This is a genomic window from Kineosporia sp. A_224 (genome assembly GCF_002198655.1).
Taxonomy (GTDB): Bacteria; Actinomycetota; Actinomycetes; order Actinomycetales; family Kineosporiaceae; genus R-H-3.
Genome location: NZ_MWLN01000194.1, coordinates 86,255 through 102,697 on the forward strand (window position 1 = coordinate 86,255; position 16,443 = coordinate 102,697).

Sequence of the window (16,443 nt, forward strand, 5' to 3'; positions counted from 1 at the left end):
GGTGCCGCTGTGGGAGACGATCAGCGGCGCCGCGCAACGTCCGCGGGCCGTCGCTGGGGGCGCCGGCTGCTCGTCGGCGCGGCGGTCTCGGTGGTGCTCGTCCTGGGCGCCGCCGCGGCCGCCGGGCAGGTGCTCATCAGCCCGACGACGCACCCGGTCGGCCCGCCGCCGCGGGACCTGCCCGCCCGGGCGGTCGACGTGCCCGTCCCGGGTCGGGGCACGGTCCGCGGGTGGCTGGTGCCGGGCCGGCCCGACGCACCGGGGGTCCTCCTGCTGCACGGCCTGCGCAGCGACCGCCGGGCGATGCTGCCGCGCGCCCGGTGGCTGCACGCGCAGGGGTACACGACGCTGCTCGTCGACCTGCAGTCGCACGGGGAGTCGGACGGCGAGCACCCCACCTTCGGGCGGCTCGAGTCGCAGGACGTGACCGCCGCCGTCGGCTTCCTCAGGAGGCAGGTGCGGGGACGTCCGGTCGGCGTCGTCGGGGTCTCGCTCGGCGGCGCCGCCACGGTGCTGGCCGACCCGCCCCTCGACGTGCAGGCGGTCGTCCTGGAGTCGGTGTACGCGGACTTCGGGACCGCCGTCGACAACCGGCTGCGGCTGCACCTCGGACCGGCAGGACCGCTGCTGTCCGGGCTGCTCGTCCTCCAGCTCCTCCTGCGGCTCGGGATCTCCGCCGACGACCTGCGCCCGGTCGACCGGATCGGCGGGCTGCGCGCTCCGGTGCTGGTCTGCAGCGGCGACGCCGACCGGCACGCGACCCTCGCCGAGGCGCAGGCCCTCTACGCGGCGGCGCCGGAGCCGAAGGCGCTGTGGGTGGTCCCGGGAGCCGCGCACGTGGACCTGTACGACGCCGACCCCGCGGCGTACCGGGCACGGGTCGGCGACTTCCTCGCGCAGCGCCTGGGCCCGGTCCTGCCGCCCGGCGCGTGAGGCGACCGTGCGGCTGCTCGCGGATCAGGCCCCGACCGCAGCCCGCAGCGCACCGTCGAGATCGGCCCAGAGGTCCTCGACGTCCTCGATGCCGACGGACAGCCGGCACAGGCTGGGGCCGACGATCGCGGCGTCGCCGGCCCAGCGGGCCCGCCGCTCGATGAGCGACTCGACGCCGCCGAGGCTCGTCGCATGGGCGACGAGCCGCAGGCGGGCGAGGAAGTCCTCGGTCTGCTCCGCCGTCCCCTCGACGTCGAACGACAGCATCGAGCCGTAGCCGCCCGTGAGCACCCGGGTGGCCCGCTCGTGGCCGACGTCCGCCGGGAGCCCGGGGTAGTTGACCTTGCGCACGAGGGGATGCGCGTCGAGCCGGCGGGCCAGCTCGCCGGCGGACGCCTGCGCCTGCGCGAGCCGGACGCCGAGGGTGCGCAGGCCGCGGACGGCGAGGAACGCCTCGAGCGCGCCAGGGATCGCACCGTGGTCGTGCCGGTGGGTGGCGAGGAACGCCGCGTGCTCGGGGCTCGCGCAGACCGCGGCCCCGAGGAGCAGGTCGGAATGGCCTCCGAGGAGCTTCGTCGCGGAGTGCATGACGATGTCGGCGCCGAGCGCGAGGGGCCGCTGCCGCAACGGGGTCGCGAACGTCGCGTCGACGACGCTCAGGGCACCGCGCTCCCGGGCGCCCGCCGCGATCACCGGGACGTCGGCGACCGCCATGAGCGGGTTGGCGACCGACTCGACCCAGACGACGTCCGCACCGTCCGCGGCGGCGAGCACCGCATCGGTGTCGTCGGGGTCCGCCCGCCGCACCGTCAGCCGGCCGTGCGCCTCCATCCGCTCGAAGACGTTGCGGACGCCGTAGTAGGCGACCGTCGGGAGGACGACGACGCCGCCGGTCGGCACGAGGTCCGCGATCGCGGTGGCGGCGGCGAGCCCCGAGGAGAACGCCACGGCCGTCCCGCCGTCGAGCGCCCCCAGCGCCGTCTCGAAGGCGGACCAGCCCACGTTGCCGTCGCGCCCGTAGGCGACCTCGGCGTCGTGGAGGTACGTCGCGCTGAGGTGGATCGGCGGGTTGACCGGCGCCCCCGGCACCCGCGCGGGCCGGCCCGCCTGGACGGCGACCGTGCCCGGCGACCAGGCCGGGTCGAGGGCGATGTGGGCGGACGGCGCCCCGGCGGGCTCGGCAGTCATGGCGGGCTCGGTGGTCATGGCGGCATCCTGCCGGACGGCGGCCGTGGTCCGGCAGCGGCCGGGACGTACGCGAGCCGCCGCGCACGGCCTCCGCCCGGAATAGGGTGCTCGTCCGGGCACTCGTCACGACGCGTCGGAGGTCGTCCCATGAGGTCGTCCAGCACGGTCGGCGGGCTGACCGTCCACGCGGTCGCCGGCACCCACGCGGTGCTCCTCGGGTTCGACCTCGTCGACCCCGCCGGCTGCCTTGGGTTCGGCGTCCGCCGCACCGACCACACCGAGGACGAGAGCTACTGGCTCCGCGGGCTGAAGACGTTCGCGAGCCTCGTGCCGCACCCCTCGCCGGGGATGGACTTCTCGCTGCGCGACCACCCCGTGCAGGGCTTCCAGTGGGGCGACTACACCGCCAAGCCCGACCACGAGTACACGTACGACGTCGTCGCCTGGAGGGGGGCGCCGGGGGCGCTCGAGCCCCTGCTCCAGGCGTCGGTCCGGGTGCGGACCGAGCCCGAGGACGACGGCACGCACGGCGTCTGGTTCAACCGCGGCGTCGCGGGGTCGCAGGCGTTCGCGAAGAGGTTCGGTCACAGCATGCCGCCGGCGGGTGCGGACGAGAGCCACCCGGCGTTCGCGTGGCTCTCCCGCGGGCTCGCGGAGGCGTTCCTCGCCTTCGTCGGCCGGGCGAGCGGCCCGGAGTGGGGGCTGCGCGGAGCGTTCTACGAGTTCACCTGGGGCACCGGCCTGAAGGCGCTGGCGGCGGCCTCGGCGGCGGGGGCGGACGTCGCGCTCGTCGTCCACGGCCGGGACAAGGACTCCGACGCCGCCGTCGCCGCCGGCAAGGACGCCGACCGGACGGCGGCGGACAACCGGGCCGCGGTGACCGCGGCCGGCCTCGACGGTGTCGTCACGTGGCGGACGGCACCGCTGCGGTCGGCGTTGCAGCACAACAAGTTCCTCGTGCTCACCCATCACGGGCAGCCGGTCTCGGTGTGGACCGGGTCGACGAACCTCACGCCGGGCGCGCTCTTCGGGCACCTCAACGTCAGCCACCTCGTGCACGACCCTGCGGTCGCCGCGCAGTTCGTCGACTACTGGGCGCTGCTCGCCGACCAGGCGAGCACCACGGCCGTCGCGCGGCAGTGGACCGAGACGCAGAACCCGGTCGACCCCGCGCTCCCGCCGCCGGACGGCGTCACCGCGGTGCTGTCACCGCGCGGCACGAAGAGCCCGCTCCTCGACTGGTACGCGCGGACGTTCGACGCCGCGACGGACAGCGCGCACATCACCGGCGCCTTCGGGCTGCACAAGGTCTTCCGGGACGTCCTCGCCCGCGACCGGGACGTCGTCCGGACCGTGCTCCTCGACAAGCGGCCGCCGCGGGACACCCCGGTCCCGGCCACCGACCCGGACGTCCGGACGTCGTGGGGCGACTACCTCCAGCACGCGACCCTCGAGGGCTGGGCGGACGAGCAGCTCACCGGGTTCAACACGTGGGTGAAGTTCGTGCACACCAAGGTGATCCTCGTCGACCCGCTCACCGACTCCCCCACCGTCTTCACCGGGTCGGCGAACTACTCGGACAACTCGACGACGGACAACGAGGAGAACACCGTCGTCGTCCGCGGGGCCGCCGCCCGCCGCGTCGCCGACATCTACCTCACCGAGTACCAGCGGCTCTTCATGCACTTCGTCTTCCGCAACTGGGCGACCCTCGACGCGAACGACCCCGAGGCGATCACCGCCGGGGCCGGGCACCTCGACGAGACGTCCGGCTGGACGGAGCGCTACTACCGACCGGGCGGCTGGCGCGAGCGGCAGCGGCGCACGTTCGCGCGGACCGGCCGCTGAGCCTCGTCGGCCCCGCAGTCCGGTCCGCGCGATCCGTGCGTCCGTGCGCGACGCGCGACCTCAGTGCTCGCAGGCGCAGGCCCCGCCGTTCGCCGACGCGCAGTGCCCGCCGCCGTGGGGCGTCGGCCGCGGCGCGTTCAGCGTCGGGTTGCGGTCGAAGAAGCCGAACGGCTGGAGCGCGAAGCCGACGTGCGAGCGCGGCATGACCGGCCAGTCCTCGAGCCGGACGACGTGGTGCATGCCGAACGAGTACCAGACGACGAGGTCGGTGTCGGCGATCGGCCGGTCGGCCGCCGTCCAGGCCGGCAGACCGTCGCCGCCGCGGCTCTGGTTCGGGTACTCGCCGGCCGCGTGCCGCTCGCTCTGGTCGTACGCCGTGACCCAGAGGTTCTTCGTCGCGAACGCGGCCCGCCGGGCGACCGAGGACTGCGGCCCTGCCGCGAGGGTGATCGCGTCGGACGGCACGAGCCTGTAGGCGACCGGGTCGCCGACGACGTTGCGCCGGCCGTGGTTGACGACCTTCCAGAAGCGGTGCTTGGAGGCGTCCGCGACCCGGATCGCGTCCTGCTCGCGCTCGAGGAGGCGATCCACGGTGTGGAACGCGCTGTGGTGCGGGTTGTCCTCGGGGGTCACCGTCTCGACCTCGTAGACGGCGTTGCTCTCCCCGTCGAGGTCGAAGTCGAGGCGCATGTTGAACATGTGCTGGTGGATCGGGCCGTAGAGGCCGTCGTTGTTGAGCGCCTGGCCGTACGGCGTCCGCGCGCCCGGCTGCTGCGCGGTCGTCGAGAGGATGCCGGTCGCCTTGACGAGGAACTCGATCGTGCCGTCGAGGTAGAGGTGCCAGTAGAAGCCGTACTCGTAGTTCGCGACCGTCGCGATGAACGAGATCACGAGCTTGCGGGAGCGGCGCACCTCGCTCGACCCGGTGCGGAAGTCGTAGTGCTTCCAGAGGATCGAGTCGTCCTCCTCGTGCATGCAGATCGCGTTCTTGATCGTCAGCGGGGCACCGTGGCTGTCGGCGACGAGGCCGTCGAAGTACCGGATCTCGCCGAGGCAGTCGCAGCCCAGCTCGAGGGAGTTCGCGAGCGCCCCGATGTTGTACTCGCCGGCGTCGAACGCGTTCTTGCGGTACTGCACGGTCGTCGGGTCGCCGTACGGCACGACCATCTCCGACAGCGAGACCCGGTGCAGCACCGAGCGGTCCTCGCCCTTGTCGGTGAACCGCACCTGGTGCAGCACGAGCCCCTCGCGGGCGGTGAACCCGATCCGGAACGACCAGTCCGCCCAGCGGACGTGGTTCCCGGTGACGACGAACGACGGCCCGTCCGGCTGGACGACCTCGATCGGCTTGAGGTCCGTGCGCGCCGGCCCGACGTCGGCGGGCAGGTAGTTGTCCTCCTGCCTCGGCACCGGGATGAGCGGCCCCTCCTCGACCCGGACGACGGTGCCCGCGTTGAGGTCGTACACGACGACGAGGTCCTCGGCCGGGTGCGCGTACGGGTTGTCGTCGGCACGCATCCGCGCGTAGACGAGCGCGCGCAGCAGGCGCCGCCCCTCGTCGTCCACGCCGTAGTAGCCCGCCGACCAGGGCTCGATGCAGACGAGGTCCAGGTCGGTGAGCCCGCGCCGGGCGAGCGCCTCGACGACCCGCGGGTCGGCCTTGCAGTTGACCTCGCACTCCTCGAACTCGTCGAGCATGATCGGCGGCTGACCGACCCCCTCGACGGCGTGCCAGGCCTCGACGGTGCCGCGGCCCAGGTCGACGACGGCCTCGTAGGCAGCGCCGTCCGAGCGGTCGATGAGGACGACGGCCGCCTCCCGCGGGCAGCCCGCCGGGTCACCGGCCAGCGCGGCCTTGCCCGGCTCGCGCAGGACGACGCCCGCGAACCGGAACGAGTCGGCCGCGGCCGGCCCGGCCTTGAGGACGGCGACGGCGGCCGTGATCTCCTCGGCGCTCAGCGGGTCGAGCGGGTGGGAGACCGAGAGCGCGTCGGGCGCGGCGGTGACCAGGGTTTCGGCGGACATGCGGACCTCCGGGGGCGGGTTGCGCTGACGGTAAGCCCCGTGATCGCCGCTGCCAAGACCTGGAGGTGAAGCCTGGGTGAGATGTACGTCCCGCGCCGGACGACGTCGTGCGGCCCTGGTCAGGACTCCTCGGCCGGACGAGGGACGAGCCCCAGTGCCAGGGCCAACCCGGTGAGCATGAGCCGGGTGCCGCCCCGCAGGTGCGCGACGTCGTCGCCGCCGTCGCCGGTCACCCGGAGAAACGCGTACTGCTCGGTCCAGCCGAGGGTCGTTCCCGTGCCGGGCGACGGGCCCGTCACGACCGTGACGAGGGAGACCCACCGGCACACGCCGTCGACGACGGCCTGGTAGCTGAGCACCAGCCGCTCGCCCTGGAGTGCCTCGAGCACGTGCGTTCGCCGTTCGACGGTCTCCGCACGGTCGCCGACGGTGAGTGTGCTGCGCAGGATCTCGGTCGCCCCGGGGCGAAGCTCGACGTCCACGGTGGGCTCCGGGCGTCCTGGCAGCCGGAGCCACCGGTGGCGCGCCTCGGGCTGCTCCACGGCGGCGTAGACGTCGACGAACCGCCGGGTCGCCCGACCGCGTCCGTCGAGAACGACGGGGAGTCGCCCTCCCGGCACCCTCACTCCTCGAAGACGTGCCGGATGTCGAACGGCTTGTTCGTGATGAAGAGCATCGTCACGTCGCCGTCCGGGGACGCCCCGTGCTCCATCCGGCCGCCCTCCGGGAACCACACGAAGCTCCCCGCCGGGAAGCTGCCCCGGTGCGTCACGAGGGTGCCGGACAGCACGTAGATCCCGTGCGCGCACGGGTGGGTGTGCCACCGGTTGACGAAGCCGGCGCGGTAGACCGCCTTCATGACCTGCATCCCGGTGTCCGGGTCGGTGACGAGCGGGAGCACCTCGAGCCCGTCACCGAGGCCGGGCATCGGCCTCGGGGTGTACGCGGCGCCGTTCGTGTCGACGACGGTGAGCTCGACGGGTGCGAGGTCTTCGGCGGGCATGGCGGCCTTCCCAGGACGACGGGGACGGGTGCCGGTCTACGCCGTGCCGGCGTCCCCGGGCAACCCCGCGTCCCCCGCCCGGGCCGCCTTGAGCCGGTACATCACCCGGTCCGCGGCGGCGATCACGCCGAGCGGGTCCCGGTCCGCGGGCCGGGCGCACGGGTCGGCCAGGTAGGCCCCCAGCGTGGCGCTCGGGGTGAGCACGGCGCCCTCGACCCAGACCGGCTCGGACAGTGTCCGGGCCAGCCGTGCGAGCGTCGCCTCCGGCGACCAGTCGGCCGGGACGTCGGGCATGACGACGACGAACTCGTCGCCGCCGTAGCGGCCCGCGACGTCCCCGGTCCGGGCGGCACGGCCCAGACGGTCGGCGACCGCGGCGAGCAGCCGGTCACCGGCGGCGTGGCCGTACCCGTCGTTGACGGCCTTGAACCCGTCGAGGTCGGCGAAGAGCACCGCGACGCGGCGCCCCGGGCCGGTGCCGGCGAGGGTGCGGCGCAGGTGGTCGTGCAGGGTGCGGCGGTTGAGCAGCCCGGTGAGGTCGTCGTATCTCGCCCGGCGCTCGGCGAGGAACCGCTCGTCCTCGAGCCGCCGGTGGGAGCGCTCGTCGTCGGTGGCGTCGTGGAGCACGACGACGACCCGCCCGACGCCCGGGTCGGCGACGACGACCGTGACGTCGTAGGCCGCGCTCCACAGGCCCTCGTCGTCCCAGGCCCGCGACCGGTAACGGACCGGCGCGCTCCCGGCCCGGGCGAGCGCGTCGGTGAGGCGGTGCACCCAGGTCGGGTCGAGGGTCTCGTGGACCGGTTTGCCGATGTCGTGCTCGTGCACCCCGACGAGCACCCCCGCGGCCCGGTTGTAGTGCCGCAGCACCGCCTGCTCCGGCTGGGGACCGCCCTCGCCGAGGGGGCCGACCTCGAGCACGAGGAACGCGTCCGGGGCGGCGTCCAGCACGCTGCTCAGGGTGCCCCAGGCCCCGTCCGCGATCCGGTAGGCGTCGACGAGCAGGCCGGGGATCACGTCGGCCGACTCACGGCACACGACCGACGCGGTCACCTCGTCCACCCGGGTCACGCGGACGTCGAGCACCGCCGCCCCCTCACCGGTCGCCTGCCTCCAGCGCAGGCGCTCGGCCACGCCCGTGGTGAGCACCCGCCGCAGGGCCACGTGCACAGGCGATCCGTGGACGGCCCCGGTCAGGTCCTCGGCGGCCGCGTTCGCGTAGAGGACCTGCAGCGCGTCCGGTTCGCGCGCGCCGTCCGGCCGCGGGCTGGCGAGGAGCATGAACGGGTCCGCCAGACCCGCCACGGCGTCCTCGATCGACGCCCTCGACGACGTCGGCCTCAGGGGCTCTTCCGGCGCCGTGGACCCACCCGGGGCCGGCACGGACGTCCAGGACACCCCATCACACTGACAGGGCCGACAGGCGCCGTCCCAGTGCCGATCGGCCTACTCCCCTGCGCGCGGCGACAGCGGGCTGCCTCCCCGCTCGGCCCGCGGCGGCAGCGGCACCTGCCACATGAGCACTGCGCCGCGGACCGCCCCCGGTCGCAGGACGCTCGTGCCGCCCGCGGCCCGGGCCCGGTCGGCGAGGTTGGCCAGCCCGTGACCGGCCGCCGCACGCGTGCGGCGCGGGCCGACCCCGTCGTCGGCGACCTCGAGGACGAGACGGTCGTCGGCGATGTCCAGGGTCACGTGGGTCGTCGAGGCGCCGGCGTGCCGGAGGACGTTGCTCAGCGACTCCTGGAGGGCCGCCGCCAGGTCGGCCATGAGACTGCGAGGGACCTGGCCCAGGTCGCCCTTGACGATGAGCGTCGGCTGGTGGCCGAGCGCCCGCGCGGCGGAGCCGATGACCGCCCGCACCGTGTCCTCGAACGAGTCCTCCTCGAGCGGTCGCCGCAGCTGGAACACCGCGCCGCGCAGCGTGCGCACCGTGCCGACGAGCTCGCGCATGACGTCGACGACCCGGGACTCGGCCTGGCCGGTCAACGTCCCCCGGAGCAGCCCGAGCTGGACCCCGATCGCGATGAGGTCCTGCAGCACGGTGTCGTGCAGGTCGCGGGCCAGCCGCTGGCGCTCCTCGAGCCGGCCGAGCCGCTCCTGGTCGGCACGGGCCCGCCCGAGCTCCAGCGCGAGCGCGGACTGCCGGCTGAAGGAGCCGAGGATCTGCAGCTCGTCGGCGTCGAACGCCGGCACGGCACGGGCCACGGACACCCAGCCGAGGCGGGAGTCCACGTCGAAGCGGGCGGCGGCGACCAGGTCCGCGCCGCCGTCCGGGACACCGTCGCCCCCCGGCCCGGGGGCGAGCATCGCCTGCCGGTGCTCGAAGTGCGGCCGGACGACGTCCGGGTCGAGCGGCGCCCGGTCAGCGGCCAGCCGGGTGGCCCGGGGTCCGGCGCCGCGGACGACGACCACTTCGTCCGAGGACCTGTCCTGCACGGCGAGCAGGACGTCGTCCGCCGCGAAGACGTCCCGGAGGCTGTCGAGCATCCGCTGCTCGACCAGGCTCTGGTCGTCACCGGCGAGGACGGCGGTCACCAGCGCGGCGTGCGCCGTCATCGCGTCCTGCTGACGTTGCTTGCGGTACGCCAGCAGGACCCGGTCCGTCACGTCGAGGAGATGGACCAACGCCGCGGTGGCCTCGTCGCCCGCGACGTCGATGCGGGTCACGAAGACGTCGAACCACACGGCGGTGCCGTCCGGTCTCGTGTGGCGCTTGCGGCGGCTGAGGTGCTCCTGCGTACTGGCCACGAACGCCTGCACGAGCGGGCGGACCGCGCGCTCCTCCTCGGGGTCGTTCAAGGTCGCGGTGTCCAGGCCGATCAGGTCGTGCAGCGGGAGCCCGAGGACGTCCGCGAGCGCCTGGTTCGCCATGGCGATCCGGCGTCCGCCGTCGTCCCCGTCGACGAGGGTGACGAAGGTGGGGATCGGCGAGCGCTCGAAGGCGGCGCGGAAGGACTTCTCGCTGATCCGCAGGCGTTCCTCGGTGCGCACGCGCGCGGTGATGTCGTGCGCGACGACGAGGACGTGCTCGGGCCGGGCACCGGACGAGGGCAGCGCGCAGAGCCGGACGTCCAGCCAGACCTGCTCACCGTCGTCCCGGACGGCGGGCAGGGTCAGGTCGATGCGGTCCGCCGCCCCGGAGGCGACCTGCTCGAGCGCGCCGAGGATCTCGTCGAGCGCGGGCTCCGAGAGGGGCCTGCCGGAGCCCCGCAGGGGCACCCGGTCCGCGGCCGGGCCGAGCCAGGTCAGCCCCGCCCTGTTCACGTAGACCGGGAGGAGCGAGGGGGCCTCGAGGATGACCACCGCGTCGTCGACCGTGTCGAGGGTGTGCGTGATGAGCCGCTCCGGGTCACCCAGACGCGTCCAGCTGTCGGCGCCGCGGCGGGGCGGCCCGGGCTCCGGCACGGCCTCGAGGGTCATCGTCGCGCCGAGGCACGACCCGTCGTCGGCGAACCGGCTCGCGACGTGCAGCAGGTACGGCCGCCGGCCGCCGGGTACGGACCAGTGCACCTGCAGCCGCATCGGGACGGCGTGGTCACCCCGGACGGCGCTGCCGACGACCTGCTCGGCCAGCATCGAGGCCGGCAGCCCGGCCGTCGGGCAGAACGCGGCGGACGACGACCCGACCGCGAACAGGGCAGGGTCGGCGCCCGTCGCGCGGGCGAACTCGTCCCACGCCGGGTTCGTCGCGACGACGGTGCCGGAGACGTCGAGGAGCGCCATCGCGGCGTCGTCCCGGGGGCTGCGCGCGGACGTCACCGCGCCGCCCCCGCCGGACCGCTCACTCCGTGCGACCGGCGGGGTGGGTCCCGCCGGCCCCGGCGGCCCGGGCCAGGTAGACCGCCGCCTGCGTCCGCCACCGGACGCCGAGCTTGAGCAGCACCGACGTGACGTGGTTCTTCACGGTCTTCGGACTGATGCCGAGGGCGTCGCCGATCTGCTGGTTCGTCAGCCCCTCGGCGACCAGGTCGAGCACGCGGCGCTCCTGCCGGGTGAGGCGGTCGAGCAGCCCGGCCTCGACGTCGACGTCCCCGTCGTGGTCGGCGGGGAGGTCCGCGGCCCGGCTGACCAGGACGTCACCGCGGGCGACCCGTCGGACGTCGCGCACGAGGTCGGCGACCTCGACCTCCTTGAGCACGAACCCGGCCGCTCCGGCGGCGAGGGCGGCACCGCGGGCCTCGTCGTCGTCGTACGTCGTGATCATGAGTGCTGCGATCGTCGGGTCGACGCCGCGGACACGGCGGCAGACGTCGACGCCGGACCCGTCGGGGAGCTTCACGTCGAGGAGCATGACGTCGGGGCGCAGGGCGGGGATCCGGCGCACGGCCTCCTGCGCCGTCCCCGACTCCCCGACCACGGTGATCCCGCCGGCTCCCTCGAGGACCTCCCGGATCCCCCGTCGCATGAGCGCGTGGTCGTCCACGAGGTACACCGTCACCGCGGACGGGGTGACGCACGCGGACGGCGCGGCCTCGTCACGGCCGATCGGTCCCTGGTCGTCCGCCAACGCCCGGTCCCTCCCGTCGTCCGTCGTACCGGTCGCCGCCATCATGGCTGTCCCCCGGACCGCCGCGAGCAGCACCATCAGGTCTCGCCTGCGCGGTCGGTGTGACGGTGCTGCCCCGCCACCTCGGCGAGGAGGTCGGCGGTCGCCGCCGCGGGGGGCCAGGTCTCGAGGGCGGACAGTGCCGCCCGGACCCCCCGCTCGACCTCCGGCAGCACCGGCAGGTCACGGCCGGGACCGGTCGCAGCCATCCGCCAGGCCAGCCGGCACGCACCGTCGTGGTCGTCCGGGAGCCCGCAGACGGCCGTCCCGAGGAGTGCGAGCAGGGCGTCCACCTGCTCGGGGACCGCCAGGACGTCCACGAGGACCCGGTAGACCTGCCGCTCGTCGACCGCCGCCGGGCCGGTGCCGCCCGCGTGCGCCGCCGGGTCGGGCACGGGCGGGGCGTCGGGTCGGGCCGGGATGCCGGTGTTGCTCGGTCCGCCGGGCCCGCCGGGGGGCGAGGCGCCGGCGGCCCGCGTACTGACACACATGGGAACGTGCTCCGTGTCCGAGATCGGGGACGTCCGGCTCGGGCCCGCCCTGGCCGCGGGCCCGCCGATCGTCACGCCGTCTGCTGGTCGTCGCCGCCCCTGACAGGACGGAACGGCCGAGCGCCCCCACGCCGGCCCGACCACGCTGTACGCCGTCCCCTCCGCACGCAAGTGCCGATCGGCCTACTCGGCTGGCACCGCGGAAGCACCGGTGGCGGGGTCAGCGCTCCAGATGGCTCTTGAGGCCGTTGACGGTGCTCGCCACGAGGCCCTTGATGACCCGCTGGCGGACGAAGCCCGGCAGCGGCAGGTGGTGGCTGATCCGCAGGCTGAACGTCACCTCGGTGCGCGCCGGCCCGACCGGCCGAAGGGTGTACCGCCCGTCCTGACCGGTCTGCAGGCGCCCCTTCACGAGCGACCAGCTCATCCCGCTGTCGTCGTCGGGATGCTCGTACTCGAGGACGTACTCGTCGGTGCCGACCGGGGCAGCGGCGACGAAGTGGGCCGTGGCCGGGGTGCCGTCCTCGTACTCCTCGAGCAGCTCCGCACGCAGGATCTCGCTGAGCCAGGTCGGCTGGCGCTCGACGTCGCGGATCGTGGCGAGGACGACGTCGGCGGGGGCGTCGATCTCGACGGTCTGACTGGCCTCGTCCGTGGGCACCCCAGCAGTCTGCCCACCGATGTGATCCGTGCTGCGTGCCGAACGTCCCCCGGTCCGGGGCGGGCGGGCCGCGTCGAATGGTCCTGGAACGAATGCTGTCCACGGGGAGGCCCCGATGACCCGGTCCACGACGCAGAGCAGGAAGCCCGCCCCGACGCAGCCCGGCCCGGACGGCGCGACGCCGGCCCGCCGGACCGGCACCGAGGCCGCGGACGAGGTCGTCGCGTCGGCGCGCACGGCAGCGGAGGCGTTCCGGGCGCTGGACCAGGAACAGGTCGACGCGGTCGTGGCGGCCATGGTGCGGGCGGGCCTGACGCACGCCGTCGAGCTCGCCCGGCTCGCCGTCGAGGAGTGCGGCTTCGGCATCTTCGAGGACAAGGTCGTCAAGAACTTCCTCGCCACCGAGTTCCTCTACGACTACCTCCGGGACAAGAGGACCGTCGGCGTGATCGACGAGGATCCCGCCCTGGGGATCCAGCACGTCGCAGAACCCATCGGGGTGATCCTCGCGATCACCCCCATCACGAACCCCACGTCCACGGTGCTCTTCAAGGCGATCTGCGCCGCCAAGACACGCAACGCGATCGTGTTCAGGCCGCATCCGCTGGCCACGCGCTCGGCGGCCCGGGTCGTCGAGCTGCTCCGGGAGGCCGGTGAGGCGGCCGGCATGCCCGCCGGGGCCCTGGCGATGATCCCGGACGTCGAGCACTCGGTGACGCACCACCTCTTCCGCCATCCGGGCGTCGACTTCATCTGGACGACCGGGGGCACGAAGATCGTCGAGCTCACCAACTCGGCGGGCAAGCCCGCGATGTCGGTCGGGCCCGGCAATGCGCCCTGCTACATCCACCGCAGCGCCGACCTGGAAGGCGTCGTCGTCGACGTCCTCATCTCCAAGACCTTCGACGCATCGGTCATCTGCCCGGCGGAGCAGACGCTCGTCATCGACGACGTCGTCCACGACCGCGTCGTCGGCGAGTTCTGCCGGCTTGGGGCGCACCTGCTGACCGCGCAGGAGCAGGCGACCCTGACCGAGTTCGCCTTCGGCCGCCCCGGCGACGAGGGCCGGGTCAACCTCGCAGCCCTGGGCCAGACCGCACCGCAGCTGGCCGAACGCGCCGGGATCACGGTGCCCGGGCACACGAAGGTGCTGCTCGCGACGCTGCCCGCCGACCCTGCGGAGCTGGCCGCGCACCCGCTGTGCCGCGAGAAGCTCATGCCGGTCCTCGGGGTCGTGAGAGCGACCTCGGAGCAGAACGCGATCGACTGCGCCGTGACGGTCACCGAGCACGGCGGCCTGGGCCACACCTCGTCGATCTACGCCCACGACGACGCGATCGTCGAGAGGTATGCCGCCGCGGTCCGTACGGGGCGCATCCTCGTCAACGCGCCGACCGCCGTCGGGGCGTTGGGCGGCATCTACAACAGCCTGCCGCCGACGTTCTCCCTCGGCTGCGGCACGTGGGGAGGATCGAGCACCACGGACAACGTCAACTACAGGAACCTGCTCAACATCAAGACCGTGTCGCGGCGCAAGACGCCGCCGCAGTGGTTCCGGGTGCCGTCGAACATCTTCTTCAACGTCGGCGCCCTGGAGAACCTGCGCACGCTGAAGGCGGAGCGCGTCCTCCTCGTGACCGACACCTTCCTGGAGGAGAGCGGCACGGTCCGGACAGTGCGCGACCAGCTCACCGCCGGGTACGTGAAGATCTACTCCGCGATCCGTCCGGAGCCGGACGAGGCCGCTGTGATGGCGGGTGTCGCGATCATGCGAGAGCTCCAGCCGGACCTCCTCGTCGCCGTGGGCGGTGGCTCCGTCATCGACGCCGCCAAGGCCATGCGGTTGTTCTACGAGCACCCCGAGCTCGATCTCGCCGAGCTCTCGCTGCCCTTCCTCGACCCCCGCAAGCGGGTCGCCGACTTCCCCACCGACAGCCACAGCCTGCGGTTCGTGGCCGTCCCGACCACCGCCGGCACCGGCTCAGAGGTCTCCCCTGCCGCCGTCATCACCGTCGGGCGGCGCAAGGCGACCATGGTCGACTACTGCCTGGTGCCGGACATGGCGATCGTCGACCCGATGCTCACGCTGTCCCTGCCGCCGGGGCCGACCGCCGACACCGGGCTGGACGCGCTCACGCACGCACTCGAGGGCGCCGTCTCGATCTTCTCCTCGCCGTACACGGACGCGTTCTGCATGCAGGCGATCCGAATGATCTTCCAGTGGCTGCCCGCAGCCGTCGAGCACGGTGACGACATCGAGGCCCGCACCGGGATGGCCAACGCGTCGACCATGGCCGGCCTCGCGTTCTCGAACGCCTTCCTCGGCGTCAACCACGCGATGGCCCACGCGATCGGTGCGCAGCTGCACGTCCCGCACGGGCGGGCGAACGCCGTCCTCCTGCCTCATGTGCTGCGGTACAACGCCTCCCTGCCGACGAAGTTCATGCCGGCGCCCGGGTACTCCACCTACGTCGCGCCGGAGAAGTACGCGCAGATCGGCTACATCCTGTTCGGCGGGCGCGCCGACGACGAACGCCGTGAGCGGCTGTTCACCGCCGTGGACGAGCTCATCGCGCAGGTGCACCTGCCGCGGACGCTGCGGGACGCCGGTGTCGCCGAGCAGGACTTCCTCGGATCGCTGCCCGACCTCGTCTCGGCAGCGTTCACGGACATGTGCACCCGCACCAACCCGCGGATGCCGATGGTCGCCGAGATCGAGGACCTGCTGCGCAAGGCGTACTACGGGTAGGCGTCCCGCGACAGGCCGTCGCCCGCACGTCTGCACGCCGGGTCACCGGACGGGATGCGCCGCCCGGCGGACGATGGCGTGCTGGACCAGCCCGACGAGAACCTCCTTCGTCGAGTCCTTGCGCCGGGCGTCGCACAGCACGATGGGCACGGCCGGGTCGAGGTCGAGGGCCTGGCGCACCTCCGCGACGGTGTACTGCTGGGTCCCGTGGAAGCAGTTCACCGCGACGACGAAGGGCAGCGCACGCTGCTCGACGAAGTCCAGGGCGGAGAAGCACGACTCCAGTCGTCGGGTGTCGGCCAGCACGACGGCACCGATCGCACCTGAGCTGAGCTCGTCCCACATGAACCAGTAGCGCTCCTGGCCGGGGGTCCCGAACAGGTAGAGGATGATCGTCGGGTCGATCGTGATCCGGCCGAAGTCGAGCGCCACCGTGGTCGTGGTCTTGGTCTCGACGCCGCTGAGGTCGTCGACGTCGTGACCGATCGCCGTCAGCGCCTCCTCGGTGCGCATCGGCGTGATCTCGCTGATCGAGCCGATCATGGTCGTCTTGCCGACGCCGAACCCGCCGGCGACGAGGATCTTCACCGACCGCACGTCGAGGGCATGCCCGACGCCGGACCGGTCAGAGGCTACGGAGTCCATCGAGCACCGCCTGGAGGATGTCGGAGTCGTAGTCGAACGACGTGTCGGCGGGCTCGCTCATGAGGACCAGCCCGGACTCGATGAGGTCCCCGAGCAGGACCTTGACGACGACGACGGGCAGCCGGAGCCGGGCCGACAGCTCGACGACGGACAGCGGCCGGATGCACAGGTCGAGGATGAGCAGGGCCTCCGGCGGGAGCATCGAGACGTCGCCGTAGGTCGGCACGCGGACGACGAGCGTCACCAGGTCCAGCCCCAGGGCGGTCGCCCGGGTCCGGCCGTGGGTCAGGGCGTACGGCCGGACGAGCGGTCCCGCGTCCTCGTCGTACCAGTGCTCCCCGTACGCGGTCACCG

At 73.7% G+C, this 16,443-nt stretch carries 14 protein-coding genes; 3 read left to right on the plus strand and 11 right to left on the minus strand.

Annotated elements, in window-relative coordinates:
- The first annotated feature begins 9 nt into the window (after positions 1-9).
- A complete protein-coding gene (locus EDJALFJO_RS22350) occupies positions 10-933 on the plus strand; it encodes an alpha/beta hydrolase (protein WP_088288567.1) in 924 nt (307 codons plus the stop codon).
- Between the two features lie 24 nt (positions 934-957).
- Here the strand turns inward: EDJALFJO_RS22350 and EDJALFJO_RS22355 are convergent, their stop codons facing one another.
- Positions 958-2,139: a PLP-dependent aspartate aminotransferase family protein gene (locus EDJALFJO_RS22355; protein ID WP_233149979.1), complete on the minus strand. Its 1,182-nt coding sequence runs from the start codon at positions 2,137-2,139 to the stop codon at positions 958-960.
- Between the two features lie 129 nt (positions 2,140-2,268).
- Here EDJALFJO_RS22355 and EDJALFJO_RS22360 point away from each other — a divergent pair, with 129 nt between their 5' ends.
- The gene (locus tag EDJALFJO_RS22360) at positions 2,269-3,969 is read left to right on the plus strand and encodes a phospholipase D-like domain-containing protein (RefSeq protein ID WP_088288522.1); all 1,701 of its coding nucleotides are present in this window, start codon (positions 2,269-2,271) and stop codon (positions 3,967-3,969) included.
- 60 nt (positions 3,970-4,029) lie between these two features.
- Here the strand turns inward: EDJALFJO_RS22360 and EDJALFJO_RS22365 are convergent, their stop codons facing one another.
- The 8 genes from EDJALFJO_RS22365 to EDJALFJO_RS22400 all read right to left on the minus strand — a co-directional run bounded on the left by EDJALFJO_RS22365 (position 4,030) and on the right by EDJALFJO_RS22400 (position 12,695).
- Positions 4,030-5,994: a primary-amine oxidase gene (locus tag EDJALFJO_RS22365; protein ID WP_088288523.1), complete on the minus strand. Its 1,965-nt coding sequence runs from the start codon at positions 5,992-5,994 to the stop codon at positions 4,030-4,032.
- A 119-nt stretch (positions 5,995-6,113) separates the two neighbouring features.
- Entirely contained in the window at positions 6,114-6,614 is a 501-nt protein-coding gene (locus EDJALFJO_RS22370; protein WP_088288524.1) for a hypothetical protein, read from the minus strand.
- 2 nt (positions 6,615-6,616) lie between these two features.
- The gene (locus EDJALFJO_RS22375) at positions 6,617-6,997 is read right to left on the minus strand and encodes a cupin domain-containing protein (RefSeq protein WP_198950546.1); all 381 of its coding nucleotides are present in this window, start codon (positions 6,995-6,997) and stop codon (positions 6,617-6,619) included.
- Between the two features lie 36 nt (positions 6,998-7,033).
- Positions 7,034-8,302: a GGDEF domain-containing protein gene (locus EDJALFJO_RS22380; protein WP_088288525.1), complete on the minus strand. Its 1,269-nt coding sequence runs from the start codon at positions 8,300-8,302 to the stop codon at positions 7,034-7,036.
- A gap of 141 nt (positions 8,303-8,443) precedes the next feature.
- Entirely contained in the window at positions 8,444-10,756 is a 2,313-nt protein-coding gene (locus tag EDJALFJO_RS22385; RefSeq protein ID WP_143448705.1) for a PAS domain S-box protein, read from the minus strand.
- 22 nt (positions 10,757-10,778) lie between these two features.
- Entirely contained in the window at positions 10,779-11,582 is an 804-nt protein-coding gene (locus EDJALFJO_RS22390; RefSeq protein ID WP_198950547.1) for a response regulator transcription factor, read from the minus strand.
- A complete protein-coding gene (locus tag EDJALFJO_RS22395; RefSeq protein ID WP_143448706.1) occupies positions 11,582-11,938 on the minus strand; it encodes a hypothetical protein in 357 nt (118 codons plus the stop codon). The genes EDJALFJO_RS22390 and EDJALFJO_RS22395 overlap by 1 nt, the downstream gene beginning before the upstream one ends.
- A 316-nt stretch (positions 11,939-12,254) precedes the next feature.
- A complete protein-coding gene (locus tag EDJALFJO_RS22400) occupies positions 12,255-12,695 on the minus strand; it encodes an SRPBCC family protein (RefSeq protein ID WP_088288528.1) in 441 nt (146 codons plus the stop codon).
- Positions 12,696-12,810: 115 nt separating this feature from the next.
- On the opposite strand from EDJALFJO_RS22400, the gene adhE reads away from it, so the two are divergent.
- Positions 12,811-15,444, plus strand: coding sequence for a bifunctional acetaldehyde-CoA/alcohol dehydrogenase (gene adhE, locus EDJALFJO_RS22405; protein WP_088288529.1), 2,634 nt, complete (start codon positions 12,811-12,813; stop codon positions 15,442-15,444).
- A gap of 42 nt (positions 15,445-15,486) precedes the next feature.
- Here adhE and EDJALFJO_RS22410 read toward each other — a convergent pair whose 3' ends face one another.
- Both EDJALFJO_RS22410 and EDJALFJO_RS22415 read right to left on the minus strand, forming a co-directional pair.
- A complete protein-coding gene (locus tag EDJALFJO_RS22410) occupies positions 15,487-16,089 on the minus strand; it encodes an ATP/GTP-binding protein (RefSeq protein WP_088288530.1) in 603 nt (200 codons plus the stop codon).
- Positions 16,070-16,441, minus strand: a complete 372-nt coding sequence (locus tag EDJALFJO_RS22415) for a DUF742 domain-containing protein (RefSeq protein WP_088288531.1) — start codon at positions 16,439-16,441, stop codon at positions 16,070-16,072. The genes EDJALFJO_RS22410 and EDJALFJO_RS22415 overlap by 20 nt, the downstream gene beginning before the upstream one ends.
- Between the last annotated feature and the right edge of the window lie 2 nt (positions 16,442-16,443).

Excerpts from the sequence above, each read along its gene's own strand:
- EDJALFJO_RS22355 (WP_233149979.1), bottom strand. The coding sequence starts at position 2,139 with ATGACCACCGAGCCCGCCATGACTGCCGAGCCCGCCGGGGCGCCGTCC.
- EDJALFJO_RS22360 (WP_088288522.1), top strand. The coding sequence starts at position 2,269 with ATGAGGTCGTCCAGCACGGTCGGCGGGCTGACCGTCCACGCGGTCGCC.
- EDJALFJO_RS22365 (WP_088288523.1), bottom strand. The coding sequence starts at position 5,994 with ATGTCCGCCGAAACCCTGGTCACCGCCGCGCCCGACGCGCTCTCGGTC.
- EDJALFJO_RS22375 (WP_198950546.1), bottom strand. The coding sequence starts at position 6,997 with ATGCCCGCCGAAGACCTCGCACCCGTCGAGCTCACCGTCGTCGACACG.
- EDJALFJO_RS22390 (WP_198950547.1), bottom strand. The coding sequence starts at position 11,582 with ATGGTGCTGCTCGCGGCGGTCCGGGGGACAGCCATGATGGCGGCGACC.
- adhE (WP_088288529.1), top strand. The coding sequence starts at position 12,811 with ATGACCCGGTCCACGACGCAGAGCAGGAAGCCCGCCCCGACGCAGCCC.
- EDJALFJO_RS22410 (WP_088288530.1), bottom strand. The coding sequence starts at position 16,089 with ATGGACTCCGTAGCCTCTGACCGGTCCGGCGTCGGGCATGCCCTCGAC.